Annotated in this window: 25 protein-coding genes; 11 read left to right on the top strand and 14 right to left on the bottom strand. The window is 70.8% G+C overall.

Features of this window, described 5'->3' with window-relative positions; translation table 11 throughout:
* Positions 1–120: 120 nt before the first annotated feature.
* Positions 121–984, top strand: a complete 864-nt coding sequence (locus BJ998_RS11140) for an alpha/beta hydrolase (RefSeq protein ID WP_184860911.1) — start codon at positions 121–123, stop codon at positions 982–984.
* Between the two features lie 419 nt (positions 985–1403).
* A complete protein-coding gene (locus BJ998_RS11135) occupies positions 1404–2996 on the top strand; it encodes an MFS transporter (RefSeq protein ID WP_221337964.1) in 1593 nt (530 codons plus the stop codon).
* A 177-nt stretch (positions 2997–3173) separates the two neighbouring features.
* Here the strand turns inward: BJ998_RS11135 and BJ998_RS11130 are convergent, their stop codons facing one another.
* Positions 3174–3722: a TetR family transcriptional regulator gene (locus BJ998_RS11130; RefSeq protein ID WP_184860907.1), complete on the bottom strand. Its 549-nt coding sequence runs from the start codon at positions 3720–3722 to the stop codon at positions 3174–3176.
* Positions 3723–3822: 100 nt separating this feature from the next.
* Here BJ998_RS11130 and BJ998_RS11125 point away from each other — a divergent pair, with 100 nt between their 5' ends.
* Positions 3823–4653, top strand: coding sequence for an oxidoreductase (locus BJ998_RS11125; RefSeq protein ID WP_184860905.1), 831 nt, complete (start codon positions 3823–3825; stop codon positions 4651–4653).
* On the opposite strand, the gene BJ998_RS11120 is transcribed toward BJ998_RS11125, so the two are convergent.
* Both BJ998_RS11120 and BJ998_RS11115 read right to left on the bottom strand, forming a co-directional pair.
* Positions 4622–5407, bottom strand: a complete 786-nt coding sequence (locus tag BJ998_RS11120) for an alpha/beta hydrolase family protein (RefSeq protein ID WP_184860903.1) — start codon at positions 5405–5407, stop codon at positions 4622–4624. The two genes, BJ998_RS11125 and BJ998_RS11120, sit on opposite strands and share 32 nt — an antisense overlap.
* 3 nt (positions 5408–5410) lie before the next feature.
* Positions 5411–5899 (bottom strand): CGNR zinc finger domain-containing protein, encoded by a 489-nt coding sequence (locus BJ998_RS11115; RefSeq protein WP_184860901.1) that lies wholly within the window; start codon positions 5897–5899, stop codon positions 5411–5413.
* Positions 5900–5991: 92 nt separating this feature from the next.
* Here BJ998_RS11115 and BJ998_RS11110 point away from each other — a divergent pair, with 92 nt between their 5' ends.
* Positions 5992–6921, top strand: coding sequence for an NAD-dependent epimerase/dehydratase family protein (locus tag BJ998_RS11110; RefSeq protein WP_184860899.1), 930 nt, complete (start codon positions 5992–5994; stop codon positions 6919–6921).
* On the opposite strand, the gene BJ998_RS11105 is transcribed toward BJ998_RS11110, so the two are convergent.
* From BJ998_RS11105 to BJ998_RS11090, 4 genes are read right to left on the bottom strand one after another with little or no spacing between them, the layout of a single operon-like run.
* Positions 6918–8123 carry an ABC transporter permease gene (locus BJ998_RS11105; RefSeq protein WP_221337963.1) on the bottom strand — a complete coding sequence of 402 codons (1206 nt, stop codon included), beginning with the start codon at positions 8121–8123 and terminating at the stop codon, positions 6918–6920. The two genes, BJ998_RS11110 and BJ998_RS11105, sit on opposite strands and share 4 nt — an antisense overlap.
* Complete coding sequence (locus BJ998_RS11100) at positions 8114–8785, bottom strand: ABC transporter ATP-binding protein (RefSeq protein WP_184860897.1); 672 nt, start codon at positions 8783–8785, stop codon at positions 8114–8116. Before BJ998_RS11100 ends, BJ998_RS11105 begins: the two co-directional genes overlap by 10 nt.
* Positions 8782–9927 (bottom strand): hypothetical protein, encoded by a 1146-nt coding sequence (locus BJ998_RS11095; RefSeq protein WP_184860896.1) that lies wholly within the window; start codon positions 9925–9927, stop codon positions 8782–8784. Before BJ998_RS11095 ends, BJ998_RS11100 begins: the two co-directional genes overlap by 4 nt.
* The gene (locus BJ998_RS11090) at positions 9927–10829 is read right to left on the bottom strand and encodes a hypothetical protein (RefSeq protein ID WP_184860894.1); all 903 of its coding nucleotides are present in this window, start codon (positions 10827–10829) and stop codon (positions 9927–9929) included. The genes BJ998_RS11095 and BJ998_RS11090 overlap by 1 nt, the downstream gene beginning before the upstream one ends.
* A 71-nt stretch (positions 10830–10900) precedes the next feature.
* Between BJ998_RS11090 and BJ998_RS11085 the strand changes: the two genes are divergently transcribed.
* Complete coding sequence (locus BJ998_RS11085) at positions 10901–11395, top strand: SigE family RNA polymerase sigma factor (protein ID WP_184860892.1); 495 nt, start codon at positions 10901–10903, stop codon at positions 11393–11395.
* Entirely contained in the window at positions 11392–12087 is a 696-nt protein-coding gene (locus BJ998_RS11080) for a hypothetical protein (RefSeq protein WP_184860890.1), read from the top strand. Before BJ998_RS11085 ends, BJ998_RS11080 begins: the two co-directional genes overlap by 4 nt.
* On the opposite strand, the gene lexA is transcribed toward BJ998_RS11080, so the two are convergent.
* A complete protein-coding gene (lexA, locus tag BJ998_RS11075) occupies positions 12084–12749 on the bottom strand; it encodes a transcriptional repressor LexA (RefSeq protein WP_184860888.1) in 666 nt (221 codons plus the stop codon). The genes BJ998_RS11080 and lexA overlap by 4 nt on opposite strands.
* Positions 12750–12886: 137 nt before the next feature.
* Between lexA and BJ998_RS11070 the strand changes: the two genes are divergently transcribed.
* Entirely contained in the window at positions 12887–13804 is a 918-nt protein-coding gene (locus tag BJ998_RS11070; RefSeq protein WP_184868584.1) for an o-succinylbenzoate synthase, read from the top strand.
* Here BJ998_RS11070 and BJ998_RS11065 read toward each other — a convergent pair.
* Complete coding sequence (locus BJ998_RS11065; RefSeq protein WP_184860886.1) at positions 13781–14950, bottom strand: MFS transporter; 1170 nt, start codon at positions 14948–14950, stop codon at positions 13781–13783. The two genes, BJ998_RS11070 and BJ998_RS11065, sit on opposite strands and share 24 nt — an antisense overlap.
* Positions 14951–14995: 45 nt before the next feature.
* On the opposite strand from BJ998_RS11065, the gene BJ998_RS11060 reads away from it, so the two are divergent.
* A complete protein-coding gene (locus BJ998_RS11060) occupies positions 14996–15634 on the top strand; it encodes an HAD family hydrolase (RefSeq protein ID WP_184860884.1) in 639 nt (212 codons plus the stop codon).
* Here BJ998_RS11060 and BJ998_RS11055 read toward each other — a convergent pair.
* Positions 15631–17715 (bottom strand): PQQ-dependent sugar dehydrogenase, encoded by a 2085-nt coding sequence (locus tag BJ998_RS11055; RefSeq protein ID WP_376775856.1) that lies wholly within the window; start codon positions 17713–17715, stop codon positions 15631–15633. The genes BJ998_RS11060 and BJ998_RS11055 overlap by 4 nt on opposite strands.
* Before the next feature lie 120 nt (positions 17716–17835).
* Positions 17836–18006, bottom strand: coding sequence for a hypothetical protein (locus BJ998_RS11050; protein ID WP_184860880.1), 171 nt, complete (start codon positions 18004–18006; stop codon positions 17836–17838).
* 127 nt (positions 18007–18133) lie between these two features.
* Here BJ998_RS11050 and BJ998_RS11045 point away from each other — a divergent pair, with 127 nt between their 5' ends.
* Positions 18134–19366, top strand: a complete 1233-nt coding sequence (locus BJ998_RS11045) for a sensor histidine kinase (protein ID WP_184860877.1) — start codon at positions 18134–18136, stop codon at positions 19364–19366.
* On the top strand, positions 19354–20010 hold the full coding sequence (locus tag BJ998_RS11040) for a response regulator (RefSeq protein WP_184860875.1): 657 nt from the start codon (positions 19354–19356) through the stop codon (positions 20008–20010). The genes BJ998_RS11045 and BJ998_RS11040 overlap by 13 nt, the downstream gene beginning before the upstream one ends.
* On the opposite strand, the gene BJ998_RS11035 is transcribed toward BJ998_RS11040, so the two are convergent.
* From BJ998_RS11035 to BJ998_RS48565, 3 genes are all read right to left on the bottom strand, one after another.
* Complete coding sequence (locus BJ998_RS11035; protein ID WP_312890044.1) at positions 19983–20864, bottom strand: CPBP family intramembrane glutamic endopeptidase; 882 nt, start codon at positions 20862–20864, stop codon at positions 19983–19985. The two genes, BJ998_RS11040 and BJ998_RS11035, sit on opposite strands and share 28 nt — an antisense overlap.
* 67 nt (positions 20865–20931) lie before the next feature.
* The gene (locus BJ998_RS11030; RefSeq protein WP_312890043.1) at positions 20932–21405 is read right to left on the bottom strand and encodes a DUF6653 family protein; all 474 of its coding nucleotides are present in this window, start codon (positions 21403–21405) and stop codon (positions 20932–20934) included.
* Complete coding sequence (locus BJ998_RS48565) at positions 21402–21932, bottom strand: TetR/AcrR family transcriptional regulator (RefSeq protein WP_184860871.1); 531 nt, start codon at positions 21930–21932, stop codon at positions 21402–21404. The genes BJ998_RS11030 and BJ998_RS48565 overlap by 4 nt, the downstream gene beginning before the upstream one ends.
* Positions 21933–22174: 242 nt before the next feature.
* Between BJ998_RS48565 and BJ998_RS11020 the strand changes: the two genes are divergently transcribed.
* Complete coding sequence (locus tag BJ998_RS11020; RefSeq protein ID WP_184860869.1) at positions 22175–22798, top strand: class I tRNA ligase family protein; 624 nt, start codon at positions 22175–22177, stop codon at positions 22796–22798.
* The last annotated feature ends 45 nt before the right edge of the window (positions 22799–22843 follow it).

The following is a 22843-nucleotide window of genomic DNA, read 5'->3' as shown; positions in this document are numbered from 1 at the left end:
CGCCCCCGGCGACCCGATCGGCCGCTGACGTACGTGAGTGGCTGACTTGCCGCCAGGGGGCACATGAGCCACTCACGTGCGTCGGGGCGGCGATCGGAGCTCACGGAAGGAGCTGCTGGCATGACCCCGGAGATGGAGCGGGCGCACGCGACGCTGCGCGAGCTGGTGGATGCCCGGTCGGTGGGCACGGTGGAGGCGCAGCGGCAGGCGTACGTGGAGTGGGCCGGGCAGTTCCCCGTGCCGGCGGAAACCGTTGTGGAGCCGTGGGAGTTCGGCGTGTGGGTGCGGACGCCCGAGTCCGAGCCGGACCGGGTCGTGCTGTACCTCCATGGCGGCGCCTACCGGCTCGGCTCGCCGGGCACTCATCGGGCGCTCATGGCCGGGGTGGCGAGCGCCGCTCGGGCGGAGGTCGCGTTCGCTGATTACCCGCTGGCGCCGGAGCACCCGTTCCCGGCGGCCGTCGACTTCGCCCGTGACGCGTACGTCTCGTTGCTGGATCGCTTTGCCGCCAACCGAATCGCCATCGCCGGCGAGTCCGCCGGCGGTGGGCTGGCCGTGGCGTTGCTGCTACGTCTTCGGGACGAGGGTCTCCCGCTGCCGGCTGCCGCTGCTGTCAACTCGCCGTGGGTGGACCTGGAGTGCACCGGGGAATCCATGGCTACCAGGGCATCCCGGGACCCGATGCTCTCCCGGGCCGGTCTGCTCGCGGCCGCCACCGAGTATCTGGCGGGGAAGGCCAGCCCGCTGCACCCGTACGCGTCGCCGATCTACGGCGACCTCACCGGCCTGCCGCCGCTGCTCGTGCAGGTCGGCACCGAGGAGATCCTTCACGACGACGCCGTCGCCCTGGCCGCCAGGGCCGGCGCACGGTTGATCGTCGTCCAGGACGCTCCGCATGTGTGGCACTACTTCACTTCTTGGCTGCCCGAGGCCCGTGACGCCGTTCGGGCCATGGGCGAACACATCCTGGCCGCGACCCGATGACCCGCACCCGAGTCTGACCCGCCGGCGTACTCAGCCCCGGCCGCCCGCCACGAGATCGCTCTCGCCGACGAAGTCGCAACGGCCCCATCCCCGCCGCAGCCTCGGCACATCGTCCCCCCGGTTTTTCTCACCTGAGTGGCTCACTTGGCCTCGGCGGCCACCTGAGCCACTCACGTGCCGTGGCCGGCCCCGGGTGCGGGCCTACGTGAGTGGCTTGTGTGGCCGCAGGAGCCATATAAGCCACTCACGTGCCGTGGCCGCCCGTACGTGAGTGGCTTGTGTGGCCGCGGAAGCCACGTATGCCACTCACGTGCACCGGGGCTGGGGTTGGCGAGCGACGGCTGGGGGTTTCCCTAGCCATCGAGTGTCTTAAACGTACGTTCTATACAAGCGTGTGGGACGCGTGTATGGTTCGGGGCATGACACACGCCACGCAACCACCCCGCCTCGCCGGCCGACGCGAATGGACCGGCCTGGCCGTCCTCGTCCTGCCACTGCTGCTGGTCTCCATGGACATGACCGTCCTGTACTTCGCCATCCCCGCCATCTCCGCCGCCCTGGCCCCCTCCGGCACCGAACAGCTGTGGATCATCGACATGTACGGCTTCGTCCTGGCCGGCCTGCTGATCACCATGGGCAACATCGGCGACCGCATCGGCCGCCGCACCCTGCTGCTGATCGGCTCCACCGTGTTCGGCCTGGCCTCGGTCGCCGCCGCCTTCGCCACCGACCCCACCACCCTGATCACCGCCCGCGCCATCCAGGGCATCGGCGGCGCCACCCTGATGCCCTCCACCCTGGCCCTGGTGCGCAGCATGTTCCACGACGACAAGCAGCGCCGCTCCGCCATCGCCGTGTGGTCCACCGGCCTGTCCGTCGGCGCCGCCCTGGGCCCGATCGTGTCCGGGGTGCTGCTGCAGTTCTTCCCCTGGGGCTCGGTCTTCCTGATCAACGCCCCCGTCATGGTCCTGCTGCTGATCCTGGTCCCCGCCCTCGTGCCCGAGTACCGCCTGCCCCGCGGCCAAGCCGGCCGCTTCGACCTCGCCTCCGGCCTGCTGTCACTGGCCGGGGTGCTGGCGATCATCTGGGGCCTGAAGGAAACCGCGGTCAACGGGTTCTCCGCCCTGCCCGCGGCGGCGCTGGCGGCCGGCCTGGCCCTGGGCTACGTCTTCGTCCGCCGCCAGAAGACCCTGTCGCACCCGATGATCGACCCGCAACTGTTCCGCAACCGCGACTTCGGCGCCTCCATGACCGTGTCCGTCGCCTGCTCGTTCTGCCTGATCGGGTTCGGCGTGTTCACCACCCAGTACCTGATGGAAGTGCTGCGGATGAGCACGCTGGAGGCCGCGCTGTGGACGATGGCCTCCCCGGTGGTGGTGACCCTGGTGGTGCCGTTCGTGACGATCATCGCCCGCACCGTCCGCCCGGCCTACATCATCGCCGCCGGCTTCCTCGTCGCCGCCGTGGGTTTCGTGGTGATGACGCAGTTGGAGGTGGCCCGCAGCATGGTCACGGTGATGGGCGGGGCGATCGGGATCGGCCTGGGCATCGCGATCGTGCTGACCTGCATCACCGACCTGGTCGTGGCGGCCGCGCCGGCCGAGCGGGCCGGCGCCGCCTCGGCGTTGCTGGAGACCGGTCAGGAGTTGGGCGGGGCGTTGGGGATCGCGATCCTGGGCTCGATCGGGGCGGCGGTGTATGCCGTGACCTTCGACGCCCACACCCCGCACGACGTGCCGGCCGCCGCCGTGCAGGCCTCCCGGCAGACCCTGGCCACCGCCTCGACGGTCGCTCATGGCCTGCCGCGGGCCCAGGCCGACTCGCTGCTGGCGGTGGCCCGTGAGGCGTTCACCAGCTCGCTGCACTACTCGGCGATCGCCGGTGGGGTCGTGGCGGTGGGCGCGGCGGTGTTCACGATCGCGTTGCTGCGGCGGATCAAGCCGACCCCGCCCACCCCCAAGGACAACAACAAGACGGAAGAGACCAAGGTTCTCGAAGGCGCCGTCGCCTGACAGCGGCGAGAAGGGGCCGGCTCGTTCGTACCAGGGCGAGCCGGCCCCGCAAGCACAACGAAAGGACTTCCGTCGCCGGCACCACGCGTCATGAAGGTTTGCGTGGCAGCAAAGACGCGGCGGCGACGGGACCGGATCGGCCCCCACCCGGGACGGCGGGTGGGGGCCGATCCCTTTCTATGCCAACAACTTCTCGATGGCCTCGACGACGGTCCGGCGGCGGAACTCGCGGGTGGAGGCGCCGGCCAGCTCCGGGTTCGTCGTCGCCCACGCGGCGGGCACGGCCTGCAACAACACCAAGAGCTGCACGGGATCGAAGTGGGTCGACACCACACCGTCGGCCTGGGCCTGACGAAGACGTTCCAGCCGCACGTCGTTGACCGCCGACACGGCGGGCATGGCCCCCTCGGCGCGCTCCAGCCGGTACCAGGTGGACAGCCGCAGCGTCACGGGATGCGCCTCGTAGTGGTCGAACAGCCGCCCGGCATAGCCGGGCAGGTCGGTGGCGTCGAACGGCACCAGCTCGTAGAACTCGGCGATGTTCCGTGCGAACACCGCCTCGAACAGCTGGTCCTTGTTCCCGAAGTACGAGTAGATCAGCGCCTTGTTGCAGCCCGCGGCGGCGGCGACCCGGTCCACCCGGGCGCCGGCGATGCCGTGCTCGGCGAACTCGGCGGTCGCCGCCTCCAGCAGCCGCTGTCTCGTGGCGTGCGCGTCCCTGGCCATGGTGTGAGCGTAGCAACTAACCAGATAGTTGACATGGAATAGCTGTGGTGATGTCATGGTTGAAGTAACCATCCAGTTAGTTATAGAGAAGGGTACGACGATGAGGACTTGGCTCATCACCGGCAGCTCCCGCGGCCTCGGCCGGCAGCTGGCGGAGGCGGCGCTGGCCGCGGGCGACAACGTGGTGGCGACCGCGCGCAAGCCCGAGCAGCTGGACGACCTGGTCGGCGAGTACGGCGACAAGGTGGCCCCCTTCGCCCTGGACGTCACCGACGCCGAGGCGGCCAAGGCGGCCGTGCGGTTCGCGGTGGACCGCTTCGGCGGCCTCGACGTCGTCGCCAACAACGCCGGCTACGCCTCCAGCGCGCCCATCGAACACATGTCGGAGCGGGACTTCCGCGACCAGTTCGAGGCGAACTTCTTCGGCGTGGTCAACGTGACCCGCGCCGCCCTGCCGGTGCTGCGCCAGCAGCGCGGCGGCCACATCCTGCAGTTCTCCTCGGTCGGCGGCCGGGTCGGCGGCTCGCCCGGCATGGGCGCCTACCAGTCGGCGAAGTTCGCCGTGGAAGGCTTCTCCGAGGTGTTGAACAACGAGGTCAAGCCGTTCGGCGTGAAGGTGACGATCATCGAGCCCGGCCCGTTCCGCACCGACTGGGCGTCCTTCTCCACCGACGAGGCGATCGACCCCGACTACGACGGCACCGTCGGTGAGATGGACCGCTTCCGCGCCAGGACCGCCGCGACCTGGCCCGGCGACCCGGCCCGCGCCGCCAAGGTGATCGTCGACGTGGTCGACGCCGACGAGCCGCCGCTGCGCCTGCTGCTCGGCGCGGTTGCCGTCGACCAGGTGCGCAAGTCGCAGGAGTCCCGTGCCGCCGAGGTGGAGAAGTGGGCCGAGGTCAGCCGGTCGGCCGACTTTCCGCAGGACTGAACGCGTACCGGGGCGCCCACGCCGCCAGCACCGAGGCGACGAAGGTGGCGTCGGCCGACCGGGTCAGCAGGTGGTCGGCGCCGTCGATGGCGATGAACGACTTGGGGTGCCGCGCGGTGTCGAAGATCCGCCGGGCGTGGTCGACACCGACCACCTCGTCCACCGGCGAGTGCATGACCAGCAGCGCGGCCCCGAGCGTCGCGATGCACTCGGCCTGCGGCTGCGCGGCGACGTCGGCCAGGAAACTGGCCCGCACGCGGAACTTCCGCCCGCCGAGCACCACGTCCGCCTCGCCGTCGCGCTCGATGTCGTCCCGCCGGTCGCCGAGCAGGTGCAGCACGTGCTCCGGGTCGGCCGGCGCGCCGATCGTCGCGACGGCGCGGACCTCCGGAATCCGCCGACGCGCGGCCAGAACCGCCGCGCCGCCCAGGGAATGCCCGATCAGCAGGGTCGGCGCCGCGTGTGTGGACCGGAGATGGTCCGCCGCCAGCACGAGATCGGAGATGTTGGACGAGAAGTCGGTGTTGCCGAAGTCGCCGCCGGAGCCACCGAGGCCGGTGAAGTCGAAGCGCAGCACGGCGATGTCGAACCCGGTCAGCGCCTTGCAGATCCGGGACGCGGCCAGCACGTCCTTGCTGCACGTGAAGCAGTGCGCGAACAGCGCGTAGGCGCGGGGCGTGCCCTCGGGCAGCTCCAGCCGGGCGGCCAGGGGCTCGCCCTGCGACCCGACGAACTCGGTCTTCGCACTGTGCATCGGTCAGTCCTGACGGTGGCGCTGGTAGTGGCGGGCCACCCGCGCCCGGTTCCCGCAGTTCGGCGAGCACCATTCCCGGCGCGTGTGTTCCTTGACGAAGTACAGCACGCAGTTCGGCGCGAGACAGGCGCGCAGCCGGCCGCGATCCGCGCCGGCAAGCAATTCGACCCCCAGGGTCGCGATCACGCCGGCCGCGGGCCCGCGCAGGGTGCGCGCCGGCGGCCCGTCGCCCGGCCAGGACAGCTCCGGCCGGGCCGATCCGGCCAGTGAGTTGAGGGCGGCGAGGGCGTCCGGTCGGGTCATCGCGTCCACGGGCTCGCGCGGATCATCGGTCGCGTCGGCGGCCAACCGCCGCAGCGCGCGGCGCAACGTGCGCAACTGGTCGAGGTCGTCCGGCGCGGGCAGGCCGACCGCGCGCAACCAGGCGTCATCGAGGAGGTCCGCGTCGGCGCGGACGGTGTTCATCAGCTCAACCGGCAGCGGTTCCGGCACCGCGCCAACCTAGCACACCGCTAATGGAACCAACTCGTGCTATCCATTTGGTCGCTGTCGGGTGACGCGGGCCGCGAGCACAATGCCGTGGCATGCGGGTGCTGGTCACAGGGGCGTTCGGCAACATCGGGTCGAGCGCGGTGGCGCAGCTGCGCCGTCAGGGGCATGAGGTGCGCTGCTTCGACGTGCCGAGCAAGGCCAACCTCCGGCGGGCGCGCGGCGCGACCAACGTGGTGTGGGCCGACATCCGCGACGCCGACGCGGTGCAGCGGGCCGTCCGCGACCAGGACGTGGTGGTGCACCTGGCCGGCCTGATCCCACCGCAGGTCGCCGAGGACCCTCAGACCGCCCGTGACGTCAACGTCGGCGGCACGGGGAACGTGCTGGACGCGGTGGCACGCCACAACTCCCGCATCCTGTTCGCGTCCACCTTGGACGTCTACGGACCCACCCAGCACCTCGACCCGCCGCGCCGGGTGGACGATCCGGTGGCGCGGACCGACGAGTACTCCGGGCACAAGATCCGCTGCGAGGAGCTGGTCCGGCAGTCGCCGCGGCCGTGGGCGATCTACCGCTTCGCCGACGTGCCGCCCGACGAGGCCCGCCGGCCGCACCCGATCATGTTCGCCATCCCGCTGGACAACCGGATCGAGCTGGTGCACCGGGACGACGCCGGGCTGGCCGTCGCCAACGGTGTCGCCGCCGACATCTGGGGCGGCACCTGGCTGATCGGGGGCGGCCCCAGCTGTCAGGTCCGCTACCGGGACATGCTCGGCCGGGCGCTGGACGCGTTCGGGCTCGGCGCGCTGCCCGACTCCGCGTTCAGCACCGAGCCGTACTGCACCGACTGGCTGGACACCGAGGAGAGCCAACGGGTTCTACGGTTCCAGCGGCACAGCTTCGACGAGATCATGGCGTACGTCGTCGAGTGCTCCCGGCCCGCGCTGGCGGCCCGGCTCGTTCTGCCACTGGTCCGTCCGCTCGCCCGGCGGCGGATCCTCAAGCTCTCACCACACTTCTAGGTCCCCGATCGCAGCGCGTCCACCGGCTCGAGTCGGGCCGCCCGTAGCGCCGGGTAGAGCCCGGCGAGCAGCCCGACCAGCGCGCCGGCCACCGGGGCGCCCGCCGCCAGCGACAGGTCGAGCACCGGCGTCCAACCGTTCAGCGCGGAGATCACCACCACCGCGACGATGCCGGCGCTGGTGCCGATCACGCCGCCGATCAGCCCGACCGTGCCGGATTCCACCAGGAACTGGGCGGCGATGTGCCGGCGGCGGGCGCCCAGCGAGCGGCGCAGGCCGATCTCGCCGATGCGTTCCATCACCGTCACCAGCGTGACGTTGGCGATGCCGATCGCGCCGACCACCAGCGACACCAGGCCCAGCACCACGAAGAGTCCGTTCACGTCGTGCTCGACGCCGCCGCGCAGGGTCGCCGGGTCCGGCGGCGCCAGCACCTGCAGCTGCCCGTGGTCGTTGGGGCTCAAGGCGACCGGCGCCTGCTTGGCGACCAGCGGCGCCGCACCGAGATCGGTGCGTATCAGGACCTTCGTCGGGGCGCCGATCTTGAGCCGGTCCGCGGCCGAGGTGTACGGCAGGATCACCGACGCGTCCAGGGCGTGGTCCAGGTCCAGCCCGGACGAGCCGAGGACGCCGATCACCGTGAAGGCCTGGCCGTTGACGAACACCGCCGGCTGGTCGTCGACCCGTGTGATGCCGAGCAGCTTGGCCGCCGTGGCCCCGAGAACGGCCACCCGGTCGTGCCGCTTGACGTGCCCGTCGTCGAAGAACCGGCCCTGGGCCAGGGCAGCGTTCACCACCTCGGGCAGCCCGGCCGTCGCGGCGACGACCGGCAGCGCGCGGTCGCTGACGGTGTTCGGGTCGTGCAACTCGTTGGCCCGCACCGAGGGGTTGCCGGTGTTGTCCAGCTCGGAGATGGACGCCGCCGCGTGGACCCCGTTGAGCCGCACCAGATCCGCGAGGCCGGACCACGACACCAGCGGCGGCCCGCCGGGATTCGGGGCGGAGGGCACGGAAACCGTGACGCCGGTCGCGCTGACCGCGTCGAACCGGCCGGCGATCTGGTTGCCGGCGGTGGCCGACACGCCGAGCGTGATCACCAACGTGGTGATGCCGATGAAGGTGCCGAGCATGGTCAGGGCGGTCCGCACCGGCCGCGAGGCGACGCCGGCCAGTGCCTCGTCGCCGAGATCGATCAGTCGCACAGCCGGCCGTCCTCGATCCGCACCCGCCGCTGCGCGCGGCTGCTGACCTGCTCGTCGTGGGTGATCACGACCAGCGTGACGCCCTGCGCCGCCAGCTCGTCGAACAGGTCCAGCACGCCGAGAGTGTTGGCGCGGTCGAGGTTTCCGGTCGGTTCGTCGCACAGCAGCAGCGCCGGCCGGCCCAACAGCGCCCGGGCGATCGCGACCCGCTGGCGCTCGCCGCCGGAGAGCCGATCCGGCCGGAAACCCTTGCGGTGCGCCAGCCCCACCCGTTCCAGCGCCTGCTCGGCTCGCTCCAGCCGGTGTTTGCGATCCGCCTTCCCGTACAACTCGGCCATGGCCACGTTGTCGGCCGCGCTGCGGTAGGCGAGCAGGTGGAACGACTGGAAGACGAAGCCGATCCGGCTGCCACGCAGGGCCGTCCGCTCACGGTCGCGGAGCCCTGACGTCTCGACGCCGTCGAGCTGATAGCTGCCGGAGGTCGGCCGGTCCAGCAGCCCCAACGTGTTCAGCAGGGTCGACTTGCCGGAGCCGGACGCGCCGACGATCGACACGTACTCGCCGCGCCGCACGGTCAGCTGGACGTCCACGAGCGCGTGCACCGGCGGGTCGGCCGGGAACACGCGGCTCACGCCGTCCAGCCGGATGACCAGGTCGGTCACTTGCTGCCCACCACCACTCGGTCGCCCTCGGCCAGACCGGTCCCCGACACCTCGACCAGGCCGTTCGCGGTCAGGCCGAGCCGCACCGGCACGTCCTGCAGTCGACCGTCCTTGCGCTGCACCTGCACCCGGGTCGCGCCGTCCTGGCTGGTCGCGACCGCGGCCACCGGCACCACCAGCACGTCGCCGTTGGTCTTGCCGACCTCGATGTCGATCTTCGCCGCCTTGTTCGCGTACGCCGCGAGCGCGGCCGGGTCCTGAGCGACCAGCCGCATCGGCACGGCGTCCGAAGTGGACTGTTGCTGCTGCGGTTGTTGTTGCTGGCCACTGGGTTGGACGGGTTGATCGGTGGGCGGCGGCGCCGCGTCCTTGCCGATCGCGTCCACCTTCGCCGCCATGGTCGTGCCGTCCGGCAGCGTGAGCGTGGCTTTCATGCCGGCGCGCACGAACTGCGCGTCGGCCGACGGCAGCGTGCTCTGGATGTTCACCGTGCTGTTGGTGACGGTGCCGATCGGTCCGGACGCGGTCGCGCCGGCCCGGGTCGTCACCGTGTCCACCCGTACCGGAAGCGTTGGCAGGAACAGGATCTCGCCCGACGGCACGGTCACCTTGTTGTCCTCGGCCTGCGGTTCGTAGCCCGCGTGCTCGTACCAGCGCTTGACCTGGATCTGCGTCGCCACGTCGAACGTGCCGCCGGACAGGTGCCCGAAACCGAGCGTCGTCAGCGCCTGCTGCAGCTGCTTGACGTCATCGCCCTTCATGCCGTCGGTCAGCGTCCGGTACATCGGAACCGAGCCCGGCAGCAGGAAGACCGGCCTTCCGCTGACTTCGAGCAGCCGCTCACCGGGCCCCACGGTCGCGCCCACCGACGGGGCCCGGGTCACCAGCTGGGTGGCTGCCCCGCCGACCGTGCCGGTCAACGTCACCGGGATCGCGCCGGTGTAGCTGACCGTGCCCTGGGCGGTGATCTTGCTGGCCAGCGCCTGTTTCGCCACCGCCACCGTGATCAGCGACGCGGGCGGCGGCTGGTGCGCGGCGGCGGCGTCGGCCGGCGAGGTGATCTGCGCGCCGACCGCCCAGCCGGCCGCGCCGGTCGCCAGCGCCACGCCGACCACCAGCAGCATGACCCGCCTCGGCGTCATCAGCCGACCCCGACCTGAAGCAGCTTCTCCACGAACGGCTTCGCCGCCGCCTCGTAGGCCTTGCCGCACTCCAGGTCGTCCAGGGAGGTCTGGATCTCCTTGCTCAGGCCCTGCTTCTTGTCGGCGACCGGGTGGTCGGTGTGCTCCTGCTGCACCAGTTGCTCCAGGGTGCGTTCGATCACGCCGGGCTTGGTGCTCGGCACCGTGTAGCCGTGCTGCTGCAGGCAGCTGCCGTACGCCTGGGCGGCGCTGAGCACCGTCGGGTCGGTCTGGAACTGCTGCTGCGCCTGGGCCGCTGCCGCCTCCGCCGCCGGATCCGTGGTCGTCTTGGGGCCGCCGGTGTTGCCGATCTGCTGGTTGACCTTGGCGACGCAGCCGCCGGTGCGGATGTCCGGCTTCTTGCTCCCGGACTCGAACTGCTCGCGGGCGCCGCCGTCGTAGGCCAGGTCGTAGGCCTGCTTGCGGGCCGGGTCCAGCGCGTCGCGGATGGCGTTGTTCGGGTTCGCCGCGGGGGTGTAGGGCGGGACCACGTTCGGGTCGTTCGGGTAGACGTCCGAGGCGTAGTTGCTGCCGTAGCCGTACTTCTGCCGGTACGTCTTCAGCACGTCGTACGGGACGGTCGCCGGATCCTTGCCGGCGACGTTGCCGGCCGACTGGGTGTAGTGCTGCGGATGCGGCACGTACTGGAAACCGGCGGCCTTCATGCAGTCGGCCATCAGGTTCTCGGACTTGATCGAGTCCGCCTCGGCCCGGCCCTCCGGCGTGTTCGTGTCCGGGCCGGCCTGCGTCGGGGCCGCCGCCGACGACGTGCCGGTCGTGGGGGCCGCCGAGGGGGCGGCGCCGCAGCCGGCGAGCAGCGCCCCGCCGAGCAGTGCCACGGCAACCCTTATCGTGGTGGTCATGTCAGGGTCGACGAGTGACGGTCGCAAAAGGTTGAGGCAACCCTCCGCGGCCGTCGGGCGTCGGAGCTGGCATGGCCAGAGGTGACGCCGAGTTCGTGGAGTTCGTGCGGGCCAGCACGGCTCGGCTGCAGCACGCGGCCTACCTGCTGACCGGCGACCGGCACCAGGCCGAGGACGACGTGCAGACGGTGCTGGTGCGGGTCTACACCGTGTGGTCCCGCATCCGCCGCCAGGACCCCTTCGCCTACGCCCGCAAGGTTCTCGCCAACCTGGTCATCGACCGCTGGCGGCGGCCGTTCCGGGAGGACGCCACCGAAGAGATGCCCGAACGGTCGATCCCGGACGACTTCGCCGACGGGTTGGCGGTTCAGGAGTGGTTGATGCGGGCGCTGGCTCGATTGACGGCCCGAGAGCGGGCCATCGTCGTGCTCCGGCACTTCTGGGACCTGTCCGAGGCCGACGTCGCCGCCGAGCTGAACGTGTCGGTCGGCACCGTGAAGAGCACGGCGTCGCGGGCGCTGGCCAAGATGCGGGTGTCCGAGGAGCTCGTGGAGCGTGTGTCGTGAGCGACATCGACCGGCTTCGGGAGGCCATGGCCCAGCCCGCCCAGCACTTCGCCCCCGTGGACGTCGAGCGGGTCATGCGGCTGGGCGGCCGCCGGCGGGCCCGGCGCCGGCTGCTCACCGGGGCCGCCGCGGTGCTGGCTCTGGTGATCGTCGCCGGCAGCGTGATCGGTGTCCGGATCTACCGTGATTCCCAGGCCCCGACCACCATCACCGTGGCCGCACCGCATGCGGTGACGATCGGCATGGCGCCGGTCGGGTCGGTGGTCGACACCGGCGTCGTCGACCACGAGGGCCACGCCGTGCTGTACTTCGCGCACGTTCGCGATGCCAGCGGCGCCGCCAGGTACCAGCTGGTCCTGGCGCACAAGGCCGCCGACGGCACGCTCACGTCCGTGTCGGCCGACGACGCCGACTTCACCGGCGACGGCTTCCACGGCGTCACCACCGGCCACCCGCGCAGCTTCCTCCCGCTGTTCGGCTACTTCATCGGGCCGGTGCGGCAGTTCAAGGCCACGTACGAGGGGGACACGCTGTCGGTGCTCAGCCAGCCCGTGCCCGAGCTCAACGTCACCGTCTTCTGGGCGGCGCCGAAGTACGACGCCGAGGACATCAACGCCGCCAGCGTGGTGCAGCTGTCCGCCTTCGACGCCGACGGCAACCTTCTCAAATACGGCCGCGGCCCCGGGCGTTAAACGCTGCGCAGCACCGACGCCACGACGCCCAGCACTTCCGCGCGGTCGCCGTCGATGACGTCGTAGGCCGGATTCCGCGGTTCCAGATACACGTGGCCGTTTTGCTTGCGATAGACCTTCACGGTGGCTTCACCGTCGATCATCGCGGCCACGATCTGGCCGGAATGGGCCTCCTGCTGCTTGCGGATGATCACGATGTCGCCGTCGCAGATCGCGGCGTCGACCATCGAGTCGCCGCGCACCCGAAGGCCGAATACGGTGCCGCGGCCGGTGAGTTCCCGAGGCAGCGTCAGAATGTCGTCGACGTGTTCCTCGGCGGTGATCGGAATACCGGCGGCGATGTCGCCGACGACCGGCACGCTCACCGCGCCGTCGCCGTGCTCCCGGGCCTTGCCGTTGCCGCGCAGGAAGTCCCGCACGTCGATCGGCCGCGACACCGAGGCGCTGCGCCGCAGGTAGCCCTTCTCCTCGAGGGCGGCGAGGTGTTTCGACACCGAGGAGGTGGACTTCAGGCCGACCCGCTCGCCGATCTCCCGCGTGCTCGGCGCATAGCCGTACTCGACCACCCACTCCTTGATGGTGGCCAGGATCCGCACCTGCCGCTCGGGCAGCGCGTCGACCTCCATGTCCTGGAACGGATCGAAATCGTGGTAAGCGGTCACGCCGGCGATCATAGAGCCGCGCCGATTCCCGGAATCCGGCGCGTCCCCCATTCCGGCCGGTGAATCCGCTCACGCGTTCGAAACGTTAAGGTGGAACCGTGGCAGCCTTCGACGACGTGCGGTTTTTCGCGATCCCGATGACGACCCGGTTCCGGGGGATCACCGTGCGGGAAGGGGCGGTGCTGCGCGGCCCGAACGGGTGGGGCGAGTTCTGCCCGTTCGACGACTACGACGACGCGGTGGCGGCCACGTGGCTGGCGACGGCGGTGGAGCAGTGCACGCAGGGGTGGCCGGAGCCGGTGCGGGACCGGATCCCGATCAACTGCACGGTGCCGGTGGTGGAGCCGGCGCGGGCACACGAGATCGTGGCGAAGTCGGGGTGCGGCACGGCGAAGGTGAAGGTGGCGGACCACCCGGAGTCGCTGGCCGAGGACATCGCCCGGCTGGAGGCGGTCCGGGACGCGCTCGGCCCCCAGGGCGCGATCCGCGTCGACGCGAACGCGGTGTGGGACGTGGACACGGCGGTGCGGCACATCCGGCGACTGGATCGGGCCGCCGGCGGGCTGGAGTACGTGGAGCAGCCGTGCCGCACGATCGAGGAGCTGGTGGCGGTGCGGCGCAGGGTGGACGTGCGGATCGCGGCGGACGAGTCGATCCGGCGGGCGGAGGATCCGCTGTCCGTGGACGTCACGCAGGCGGCCGACGTGGCGGTGATCAAGTGCACGCCGCTGGGCGGCGTGCGGCGGGCGATGCGGGTGGCGGAGGCGGCGGGCCTGCCGGTGGTGGTGTCGTCGGCGCTGGAGACGAGCGTCGGCCTGGCGGCGCAGCTGGCCCTCGCGGGAGCGTTGCCGGAGCTGGGTTTCGCCTGCGGGCTGGGGACTTTGTCGCTGCTCAAGGGCGACGTCGTGCGGGATTCGTTCCGGGTGGTGGACGGATACCTGCCGGTGCCGGCGAAGCCGCCGACCCCGGATCCGGAGCTGTTGCAGCGGTACGAGATGACCGGCGACCGCCTGACCTGGTGGCAGGACCGGCTATCCCGCGTGCTGGCGCTCTGACCTCGGCGCGGCCAGCACGGCGGCCGGCAGCCCGACGGCCGAGGCGAGCAGCCCGAGGGCGGCGACCGCGGACCACCCCCACGCGTCCCAGAGCTGCGCACCGAACGCGGATCCGGCGGCGATGCCGAGGAACCGGGTGAAGAAGTACAGCGTGTTCAACCGGTTGTGGTGGGCACTGTCCAAACCGAACAGAACGGCCTGGTTCACCACCTGGTTGCCCCAGACGCCGACATCCAGCAGGACCGTGCCGATGACGAACCAGCCGATCCACTGTGGACCGACGGCCAGCGCCACCCAGGCCAGCAGCACGAGACCGACCAGCGTGAACTGGCCGAGACGGGGACCGAACCGGTCCGTGAGCCGGCCGGCCAGCGGCGACGTGAGCGCGCTGGCCGCCGCGACCAGCCCGAACAGGCCGACGATCGCCGGGCCGAGGTCGAACTCGTGCAGCAAAACGAACGACAACGTGTTCCAGAACGTGCCGAAGGCGGCGCCGACGACCACGCCGGCCGCGCACACCCCGAGCACGATCCGGTTGCCCAGCAACAACCTCGGCAGCGACCGCACCACCGCCGGATAGCTCATCGACGAATGCGGCGGCGCGCTGGGCAGCGTGCGCACCAGGACAAGGCCGACGATCACCATCATCGCCACCGAGCACCAATAGACCTGCCGCCAGCCGAGCACCTGCCCGATCGCGCCGGCGTACGCGCGTGACGCCAGCAACCCGACCAGGAGACCGCCCTGCAGGATGCCGACCACGTGACCGCTGCGCTCGCCGCCGGCCAGCGCCACCCCGAGCGGCAGCACCACCTGCGGAATCGGGGTGAGCAGGCCGATCGCGAACCCGGCCGCGGCGAGCCAGCCCACCGACGGCGCCAGCGCCGCCCCGGCCAGCGCGAGAGTGGTCGCCGCCATCATGGACAGGATCAGCGGGCGGCGATTGCGGATGTCGCCCAGCGGCACCAGCAGCAGGATGCCCGCCGCGTAGCCGAGCTGGGTGGCGGTCGGCACGATGCCGGCGGTGCCCTCGCCTATCCGCAGGTCGGCGGCCACCTGCCCGAGCACCGGCTGGATCAGGTAGATGTTCGACGACGTGACGGCGCATGTGGCGGCGAGCACGGCGGTCAGGCGACGGGTGAGCACGTGACGCCAATATACTGACCGGGACCGTTCGGGGGGAACATGATTGTGGAGCACATCGTCTGGGACTGGAACGGCACGCTGTTCGGCGACGGCGCCGCGCTGATCGAGTCCACCATCGAGGCGTTCCACGCCGCCGGGCTGCCGGCCGTCACGCGCGAGCTGTACCAGCGGCACCACGCGCAGCCGATTCCGCTGTTCTACAACCGGTTGGCCGGCCGGGAGCTGTCCGACGCCGAGCAGGCGGCGCTCGCGGTGCACTTCCAAACCGCGTACGTGAAGCGACGCGACACCATTCCGTTGACACACGACGCCCTGACGTCGTTGCAGCGCTGGCAGGGTGCGGGTCGCACGCAGTCGCTGCTGTCGATGTATCCGCACGACGAACTGATGCCGTTGGTGCAGAGGACCGGCATCGCCGGCTTCTTCGCCGCGGTAGACGGGTTGCGGGACGGCGAGCGTGGCCGCAAGGCCCCGCATCTGCGCCGGCAGCTCGACGAGCTCGGGTTCGATCCGTCCACTGTGCTCCTCGTGGGCGACAGCGTCGACGACGCCGTCGCCGCACGGGAGTGTGGCACGCAGTTCCGGCTCTACCACGCGGGCCGGGACGCCCTGCACGCCCGCGACCACTTCGCCGGAATGTCCATCGTGGACAGTCTCGGCGAAGCGGTCGACGCGGCGCTCTAGCTTCCCAGCGACACGTGGAAGATCTGGTCGTTGCTGTTGTGCGGGGTGCTGTCCTTGTCGCCGTTGTTGGAGGTGGTCAGCCAGATGCCGCCGTCGGGTGCGGGCTCGACGGTGCGCAGCCGGCCGTAGGTGCCGTCGAAGAACACCTGCACGTTGGTCAGGCTGTCGCCGCTGATCACCTCGCGGTAGAGCCGGGTTCCGCGTTCGCAGGCCACGTAGAGCACGTCACGCACGATGGTGATGCCGCTGCACGAGCCCTGCGCGACCGGATAGGTGTGCTTGGGCTTGATGTAGGCGGAATTGCCACAGCTGCCGGACGTTCCCTCGCAGGACGGCCAGCCGTAGTTGCCGCCCTTCACGATCAGGTTCGTCTCGTCCATCACGCTGTTGCCGAACTCCTGCTCCCACAGCCGGCCCTGCGAGTCGAACGCCAGCCCCTGCACGTTGCGGTGCCCGAAGCTCCAGACGGCGTTGTGGAACGGGTTGTCCGCGGGGATGCTGCCGTCCGGGTTGATCCGCAGCACCTTCCCGTTCAGGCTGCTGGTGTTCTGCGCGTTGTCGCCGTTCTGCGCGTCGCCGGTGCCGGCGTACAGGTACTTGCCATCGGGGCTGAACCGCAGCCGGCCGCCGTTGTGGTACTTGTTGCGGGCGATGCCGGTGACCAGGATCTGCTCGGTGGACGTCTGCAGGCTGTCGGCGTTGGGGTCGTACTTGATGCGCACGATCCGGTTGTCCGACGGCGAAGTGTGCATGATGTAGAGCCAGTGGTCGGCGCCGAAGCTGACCGGGTTGATCTCCAGGCCGGTCAGGCCGCCCTCGCCGTCGGTGCTCTGCACGTTCGGCACCGTGCCGATGACCTTCTTGGCCCCGGTCCTGGGGTTCAGGTGCACGATGTCGTGCACGTCCCGCTCGTTGAACAGGATTGTGCCGTCCGGCAGCGTGACCAGGCCCCACACCACGTCGTCACTGGCGCCGACCTGGGTGACGGTGCAGACCGGCTGGGTGCAGGAGCCGCTGGACGTGGTCACGTCCAGCGCGGGCGACGGCGGGCTGACGTTCTTGTTCGCGTCGGAGGCGGTGACCTGCAGGTGATACGTCGTGTTCGGCGTCAGGGCGCTCAGCTGCGCGCTGGGGGAGGCGCCGTTGGAGGCGCCGATCGCGACCGGCGAGCCGTTGACCAGGTTGTAGACCGTGTAGCCGGTGACGCCGACGTTGTCCGTGGACGCCGTCCAGGCCAGGCCGATGCTGGTGCTGGTGACCGAGGTGGTGTGCACGTTGGTCGGCGCGGTCGGCGGCTGGTGGTCGTCCGACGGCGGCGTGGTGATCGACAGCGTGGGGCTGGGCTGCGAGACGTTGCCGGCGGCGTCGCGGGCGTTGACGTAGAAGCCGTAGTTGGTGGCGGGGTTCAGGCCGGTGCAGGTGCCGGTCAGCGTGGTCCCGTCGACCTGCGCGCACAGCTGCCCGTCGTGGTAGATGTCGTAGCCGGTGACGCCGACGTTGTCGGTCGAGGCCGGCCACTGGATGGTGGCGCTGCTCGGCGTGTCGCTCACCAGGGTCGGCGTGCCCGGCGGGGTCGGCGGCGTGGGGTCGCCGCCGCTGCCGTAGACCTGGAACTCGTCGAGCGAGTAGCCCTTGCTGGCGTCGGTACGGCACCGCGTGGTGCCGTACACCCGGACGTACCGACCGGTTCCGGACAGTCCGGTGAGGTTCTCCACGCCGCCCTTGCCGGCGGTGGTCGTGTAGATCGCGGTCCAGTTGGTCGTGTCGGGGGAGACCTCGACCCGGTACGCCTTCGCGCACGAGGCGTCCCAGGTCAGCTGCACCCGGTCGACGGCGTAGGGGGCGCCGAGGTCGACGTAGATCCAGGACGGATCGACGTTCGCCGCGCTGGCCCACCGGGTCGCGGTGTTGCCGTCGACGGCGTTGGCCGGCTGGCAGCAGCCGCCGGATGAGGACGCCACGACGGGTTTTCCCTGCGACAGCAACGTGTCCGCCGCCGAGGCCTGACCCGCGGCCGCGGTGACGACGGCAAGCGCCGCCACCACCGCGGCGGCCAGTCTGGCAAGGCTCGTTCTGGCCACAGCCCGCACCTTCCATTCGCATCGGATCTGTCGGCGCGGCGGCGGCGATGAAAACGTTTACACCAGCGAGTCAATGTACGAGGGGCGGACAGGCGCGTCAACTGCCGTGCCGGGGGCGCGTCAACCACGCCGATTCCGGTAGTGGTGAGCGACCAGGGCTCCGCCGAACGCCAGCGTGAGCACCCCGAAACCGATGCCGATGAGGACGTTCTGGCCGGAAGCGGACGTCACGACGTTGCCAACGGCGCTGATCACGAGCAGGACCCAGAGGACGGGACGGGTTTTGGTCATGGCACGACCCTAGGAATCCGGGGTGCGCCGGGCGATCCAGCGGCCGGGAGAGTCCGAGGTACAGCAGGCTGTACTTCTGGCCGTTCGGCGTGGCTGCCGCCCCGGCGGGTGGCCTATCGTCCGGGGCATGTCCACCCGATACGTGGTCGGTCGGGCCCGTGCCGTGCTGGACGCGCTCGAACACCTCGCCGGCGGCCTCGGCACCGGGCTGTTCGCGCTGGCGGCGCTGGCGTGGCTGCTCGCCACGGCGGCGCTGTGCCTGGTCGGCGTCGGCATCCTGCTGCTGCCGGCGGCGCTGCGGATGGTGCGCGCGGTCGCGGACCGGGAGCGCGGCCGGCTGTCCCGCTGGGGACGGGAGATCATCAGCCCGGAGCCGCTGCCGGCCCGGCCGCGTGACGCCCTGGCCGAACCCGCGGTGCGCCGGGAACTCGGCTGGCTGGTCGGCCACGCCACGGTCGGCTTTCTGCTCGGCGCGGCCGCGCTGACACTGCCGATCGACGTCCTGCACGACGCCTCGTTCCCGCTGTGGTGGCGGCTGGTCCCGCCCGGGGCGGCCACGCCGGCGCAGGGGTTCTTCGCCGTGACCGACTGGCCCGGCGCGTTCCTGGTCTTCCTGATCGGCATCGCGGCGCTGGTGATCACGGTGGTGGTGCTGCCGCCGATGGCGTGGTTGCAGGCGTGGCCGGGAATTCGCCTGCTGTCGCCCGATCCCGACGCCGACCTGGCGCTGCGCGTGGCCCAGCTGACCGCCACCCGCGCGGCCGCCCTGGACGCGCACGCCGCCGAGCTGCGGCGGATCGAGCGGTCGCTGCACGACGGCACACAGAACCGGCTCGTCGCCGTCACCGTGCTGATCGGTGCGGCGCAACGGGCGCTGACCCGGGACCCGGCCGCCAGCAAGGAGATTCTCGACCGCGCGCAGGACGCCGCCGAGCAGGCGCTCGCCGAGTTGCGCGGGGTCGTCCGCAGCATCCTGCCGCCGGTGCTGGCCGACCGCAGCCTGCCCGACGCCCTCACCGCGTTGGCCGCCGCCTGCCCGGTGAGTTGCCGCCTCGACACCGACATGCCCGACCGCTGCGCCGTTTCCGTCGAGGCGACGGCGTACTTCGTGGTGGCCGAGGCGCTCACCAACGTCGCCCGGCACAGTCAGGCCACCGCCGCCACGGTTTCCCTCCGCCGCCGGGAGGACCGGCTGTGCGTGGAGATCACCGACGACGGAGCCGGCGGTGCCGACGAGCACGGCGGCTCCGGATTGACCGGGATCCGCCGCCGCGTCGAGGCGCACGACGGCGTGTTCGAGCTGACCAGTCCCGTCGGGGGACCTACTGTGGTGACTGTGAGCCTGCCATGCGGATTGTGATCGCCGAAGACGACTCGTTGCTGCGCGAGGGCCTCGCGTTGCTGCTCAAGGCCGAGGGCATCGACGTGGTGGCGACCGTGGCCAATGCCGCGGACTTCCTCGCCGCCGTGGGCGAGCACGGGCCCGATGTGGCCATTGTGGACGTTCGGATGCCGCCGACCCACACCGACGAGGGGATCGTGGCGGCGGTGGAGGCGCGGCGAAGGAGGCCGGAGCTGGCGGTGCTGGTGTTGTCGGCGTACGTGGAGCAGGCGTTCGCCACCGAGCTGTTCACCACGGGCGGTTCCGGGCTCGGCTACCTGCTCAAGGAGCGCGTCGGCCGGGTCGAGGAGTTCCTGGACGCGCTGCGGCGGGTGGCCGGCGGCGGCACGGCGATCGACCCCGAGGTTGTGGCCCAGCTGATGGTCCGCACCCGTCCGGACAAGCGGTTGGAGCGGCTGAGCGCCCGTGAACGCGACGTGCTGGCGCTGATGGCCGAGGGACTGGGCAACAGCGCCATCGCCGAGCGGCTGGTGGTCACGGACGGGGCCGTGCACAAGCACATTCGCAGCATCTTCGCGAAACTGGATCTCGCGCCGACCGACAGTGCCGATCGGCGCGTCACGGCGGTGTTGCGCTACCTCAAGGCCACCGGCGCCCGATAGCCGAGACGGCCGCGGGTCACGACCAGCAGCACGAGCGCGATCGTGCCGGAGCCGAGCAGGAACGCGTGCGAGGTGGCCTGGATCGGCAGCGACGGGAACATCTCGGACCAGGCGATCGAGAAGAAGTTGTTCACGCTGGTGTGCAACAGCATCGCGATCGGCAGGCTCTCCCCGGTCCGGTTGAACACCCAGGTCATGATGATGCTGAACGTGACGCAGGTGGCGACGAACTCGACCGGCGTCAGCCAGGTCCAGTGGGGCCAGTTGCCCCACTCGGAGAAGAACAGCGGGAGGTGCCAGACACCCCACAGCGGACCGAGGACCAGCGTGCCGCCCAACGGGCCGAAGCGACTTTGCAGGCGGGGCAGGGCGAAGTCGCGCCAGCCCGGCTCCTCGGCCAGGCCGGTGGTGATCATCTGCAGCACGAGGCCGGGCACGTACGCGGCCAGCGTCGCAACCGCCGGCAGCGCCGGGTTCTGATCCGACAAAGCCACCGAGGCGATGGTCAGCACGGCCGGCACGGCGACGACAACGCCCACGTACCAACGCCAACTGACCCGCCAGTTGGCCAGTCGCCCCACCCAGCGGCGCAGCCCCGGCCGGCCGTCGGCGACCGCCGTGACGAGGTACGCCGAGAAGATCGGGCCGAGGTAGGCGCCGGGCAGGACGCCGGCGAGCTGGCTGGTGCCGAGCAGGCTCGGGAAGCTGAAGTGCAGCAGTCCCAAGCCGTTCTCGGACAGGATGTACGGCGTCCACGCGGCCCAGCTCAGCAGGTTGGCCAGCACGAAGAACCAGGTCAGCGGGCGGCGGCGGATGCTGCCCCGAAGTCCGGGGGCGGTTTCGGTGATTGTCACCGGGAGAGCACACCAGCCGGTGCGGCCGAGGTCATTCCCGCGCGCACCCGAAGCCGGGTACAGCAGGCTATACGGTCCGGCCGTGGGCGTCGTCGTACACGCGGGTCAGCCGGTCGATGCGCCACAGCTGCGCCAGCACCACCAGCGTGGCGCCGAAGACCGTCGGCCAGACGTCCAGCGCGATCAGGCCCCACGCCACCATCGCGATGCCCACGACCCCCGGAATCGCCAGCAGCCGCAACACCCGCCGGTTCTCCGGGCCCAGCGATTCCCGGTGTCGCAGCCACATCCGCTCGCCGTAGATGCCCCGCGCCGCCCAGCTCGTCGGATTGTCGACGGGTGGGAACGCGCCGGGGTTCACGAACAGCCACAGCACCACCGCCGCCAGCGGCGCCAGGCACCACCAGCCGATCCAGTCCCGGCTCCAGACCGCCAGCAGCAGCACCGGAATCGCCGCGAACCGGGTCCACACGCTCCACGGATTCGCGTGCCGGCGCCAGGTCTCGTCGTCCATTCGAAACGCTCGTTCAAGAGAGTTCACGGTTTCTCCCCGTCGAACAGGCCACCCAGCAGCAGCTCGCCCATCGCCTTGCCCAGACGGGCCATGCCGTCCGGGCCGAACGGGTCCACGCCGAGGTGGCGGCCGAGTTGGTCGTGCAGTGCGAATCCGCCCAGTTCCATGCAGACCAGGACCACCGCCCGCAGCCTCGGATCCGCCGCCGGCCGCGCGCCCCGGTCGGCCAGCGTCCGCTCCGTCACGGCGACCATCTCGTCGAACATCGCCGCCGTCTCCGCCGGCCGCTCCACCATGGCCCGCGCCAGGTAGCTCAGCATCGGCCCGGCTCCCTCGGCGTGCCGCGCCTGCCTCGCGATCGCCATCGCGTGGGCGTCGCACGCCTCGATCAGCCCCTGCTTGGACCCGAAGTGGTGCACCACCAGCGCCGCCGACACCCGCGCGTCCGCGGCGATCCGCCGCACCGGCGCCGCCGCGAATCCGTCCCGGCCGAAGCGCAGTATCGCCGCGTCCCGGATCCGGGCCCGCGCCTTGAGGTCGTCGCTGGCGTCCACCCGGCCAGGCTCGACCCGGCCGGGGCCGACCGTCAAATCGTTCAGGAAGCTGAACGGGTGTTCAGTCTCGGCCGGCTCCGCACCCGTTCGGCCCACCGAATCCGTGCCGGAATCCCGATAAAATTGTCACCTCGGCGTTTCTTGGGAATCTCTACACAATAGTCGGGGCAGTTCTCCATCGAGACGAGAAGTCGCTACACTCCTTCTCAACAATGCTTCGCACCATCTCGACGGGAGCCGCAATGAGCGGGCCGCTGCATCTGCCATCACTGGAATCCGAGGTACTCGAGTTCTGGCGGCGGTCGGACATTCCCAGCGCATTCGCGCGCCGCAACGTCGACGGCCCGCGGTGGGTCACCTACGAGGGCCCGCCCACCGTGAACGGCGCGCCCGCGCTGCACCACGTGTGGACCAGCACGTACAAGGACGTCTACGCGCGATTCCAGACGCTGCGCGGCAAGCGGGTGGAACGCAAGGGCGGCTGGGACTGCCAGGGCCTGCCGGTCGAGATCGCCGTGGAGCGCAGTCTCGGGCTGAAGAACAAGCGGGACATCGAGGAGTACGGCGTCGCCGACTTCGTGCGCAAGTGCCGCGAACTGGTCGACGGCAACATCGCCACCTTCGAGCAGGTGTTCTCCCGTATCGGCTACTGGGTCGACTTCGACAACGCCTACCGGACCATGGACGACGGGTTCCTGGAATCGGTGTGGTGGCAGATCAAACAGATGTGGGATCAGGATCTGGTCTTCGAGGGCAGCAAAGTCGTGCCCTACTGCACCCGCTGCGCGACGGCGTTGTCCTCGCACGAGCTCGGCCAGCCCGGCGTCTACCGGGAGGTGACGCACCGGTCGATGTTCGTCGCCTGACCAAGCTGACCGGCTCCGACCAAAGTGGACTGTCGCTGCACCGGC

The sequence above is a fragment of the Kutzneria kofuensis genome (assembly GCF_014203355.1).
Taxonomy (GTDB): Bacteria; Actinomycetota; Actinomycetes; order Mycobacteriales; family Pseudonocardiaceae; genus Kutzneria; species Kutzneria kofuensis.
This window is presented reverse-complemented; position numbering and strand designations above follow the sequence as displayed.